Source organism: Veillonella sp., from assembly GCF_019414865.1.
In the GTDB taxonomy this organism is placed as follows: Bacteria; Bacillota; Negativicutes; order Veillonellales; family Veillonellaceae; genus Veillonella.
Window position 1 is genome coordinate 1 of record NZ_DXLG01000178.1, and the last position, 2,389, is coordinate 2,389.

The 2,389-nt window shown below is 39.0% G+C and carries 3 protein-coding genes; all 3 read right to left on the bottom strand.

Features of this window, described 5'->3' with window-relative positions; all coding sequences use genetic code 11:
• Nucleotides 1-204: 204 nt before the first annotated feature.
• From lpxA to lpxC, 3 genes are read right to left on the bottom strand one after another with little or no spacing between them, the layout of a single operon-like run.
• Nucleotides 205-1,017 carry an acyl-ACP--UDP-N-acetylglucosamine O-acyltransferase gene (gene lpxA / locus QZ334_RS07970; protein WP_174683260.1) on the bottom strand — a complete coding sequence of 271 codons (813 nt, stop codon included), beginning with the start codon at nt 1,015-1,017 and terminating at the stop codon, nt 205-207.
• Nucleotides 1,018-1,036: 19 nt separating this feature from the next.
• The gene (gene fabZ / locus QZ334_RS07975; RefSeq protein ID WP_004695477.1) at nt 1,037-1,462 is read right to left on the bottom strand and encodes a 3-hydroxyacyl-ACP dehydratase FabZ; all 426 of its coding nucleotides are present in this window, start codon (nt 1,460-1,462) and stop codon (nt 1,037-1,039) included.
• Nucleotides 1,459-2,298: a UDP-3-O-acyl-N-acetylglucosamine deacetylase gene (gene lpxC, locus QZ334_RS07980; protein ID WP_295233478.1), complete on the bottom strand. Its 840-nt coding sequence runs from the start codon at nt 2,296-2,298 to the stop codon at nt 1,459-1,461. The genes fabZ and lpxC overlap by 4 nt, the downstream gene beginning before the upstream one ends.
• Nucleotides 2,299-2,389 lie beyond the last annotated feature (91 nt).

A 2,389-nucleotide genomic window follows, 5' to 3' on the forward strand; every position in this document is an offset into this window, starting at 1 on the left:
CCATGTTTTATGCCTATTTCTTCAACATTTTAGTAGAATTTTTTCATTCCTCTTTTTACGTCTTATGAACGTAAAAAAACTTCAAATATTTTATCAAAATATTTTATATTTATGACCTAATGTTATAGATTTCATATCCCATTGAAAGCATGATATTTATAAAGTACATAAAAAGACCTCGTACATTATACGAGGTCTTTTGAATTAGTCGCGACGTGTACGCATAATACCACGATCGGCATTGCGTAAGAAGCGTAATAAATTTTCAATTTCTACAGAAGAATCAAGTTGCATTTCCATTTCTTCAATAGCCTTAGATAAACTAAAGCCAGAACGATAAATAATACGGAATGCTTGTTTTAAATCTCGGCGTACCTCTTCTGAAATGCCCGCACGAGACAAACCAACAGAGTTAAGGCCAATAACACGTGCTGGTTGACCATCAGCAATGACATATGGTGGAATATCTTGAACCACCTTTGCCATACCGCCAACCATTGCATTACGACCAATTTTAACAAACTGATGGATACCTGCAAGGCCACCAATAACTACGCGATCTTCAACGATAGCGTGACCAGCAAGACCTGCACAGTTACTCATAATTACATTATTGCCAACGATACAGTTATGAGCCACATGTGTACATGCTTGAAGCAAGCAATTATTACCTACACGTGTTTCTTCACCTTCTCCAGTAGCGCGGCTAATAGTTACGAATTCACGGATAACCGTTTCATCGCCAATATTACAATAGCTTTTTTCGCCTTTAAATTTTAAATCTTGCGGTTCCAACCCAATAGATGCGTTAGGATAAATCTCACAACGCTTACCAATGGTTGTCCAACCACCAATTACAACATGTGCACCGATTTGTGTGCCATCGCCAATCTCGACGTGTTCGCCGATTACGGCACCAGGACCTACGATTACATCTTTGCCCAATTTAGCATTTGGATGGACTATGGCTGTACTATGGATGTTGGATTCTGCATTTTCCATGCCTACAACTATCACTACAATCACTCCTCAATTATTATACAAGGGCAAACATGTATTCACCGCTAGCGCACAATTTGTCGCCAACATAGGCACGGCCTTCAACCTTACCCATTTTACCTTTGATTTTAACAATATCCACTTCCATGCGCACTTGATCACCAGGTTTTACAGGGTGACGGAAACGCACTTTATCAATACCTGTAAACATAGGTGTAAGACCGCGATTTTCTTCAGGATATAGTAATGCAATACCACCAACTTGAGCAATAGCCTCAGTCAATAGTACACCTGGCATTACTGGATTACCTGGGAAGTGTCCTTGGAAGAACAATTCGTTGAATGTAGCATTTTTAATGCCCACAGCACGTTTCATTGGTTCTAACTCAACGATGCGATCTACCAAAAGCATAGGATAACGATGAGGTAAAATTTCTAAAATGTCTTCGTGATTAAGAATCATGGCTGTGTCTCCCTTATTTCTTCCATTATACTGCGAGCCAATCTTGAATTTAATTCATGACTCGATTTTAAAGCAATTACATGACCTTCAATTGGTCCCAATAAGAATAAGTCGCCCATTACATCTAATGCTTTGTGACGAACTAATTCATCGTCAAAGCGAGGTACAGACAAACATTTCTCATCATCATAGACTAATGCATTATCTAGGTTACCACCTTTTGCAAGGCCCATAGCCTGTAATTGTTCTAATTCCTTCATAAATCCGATAGTTCTAGCAGCACTGATGTGTTCTTTAAAGTATTCTGGCGAAACTTCAAAATCACAATGTTGCGTACCAAGTAACGGATGGCTGTTAATCGATGTAAATGTAATGCGATAGCCATCATATGGCAAAATAACTACAAAACGATCACCATCATATATAGCGTGAGAACGTGTCACTTTATATACTTGACGTGGTGCTGTTTGTTCTTGAATGCCTGCCTCTTCTATGAGACCTATAAAAACTGCACTACTGCCATCACCTACAGGAGGTTCAGGAGAATCCATCTCGATATAACAGTTATCAATATTCATAGCACTGAACGCAGCCATCACATGTTCTACAGTGAAAACCTTCGCTTCACCATTTTCCAATGTAGTAGCGCGCATAGTGTTCGTCACATTATCAATGTGTGCTCGCACAGAAGGATGACCTTCAATGTCCGTGCGGACAAACACAATTCCTGTATTTTCAGGTGCAGGTTTAAAAACCATATTTACTGGTTCACCGCTATGAAGGCCAATCCCTTGATATGAAACAGCCTGTTTAATTGTTTGTTGTGGCTTACTCATAAGAAAGTCCTTTCATAATCTGAATTCACGTTTACTATACACCAATATGTATTATACCCTATTTGCATAGGTGATACAAGAAATTTACCAT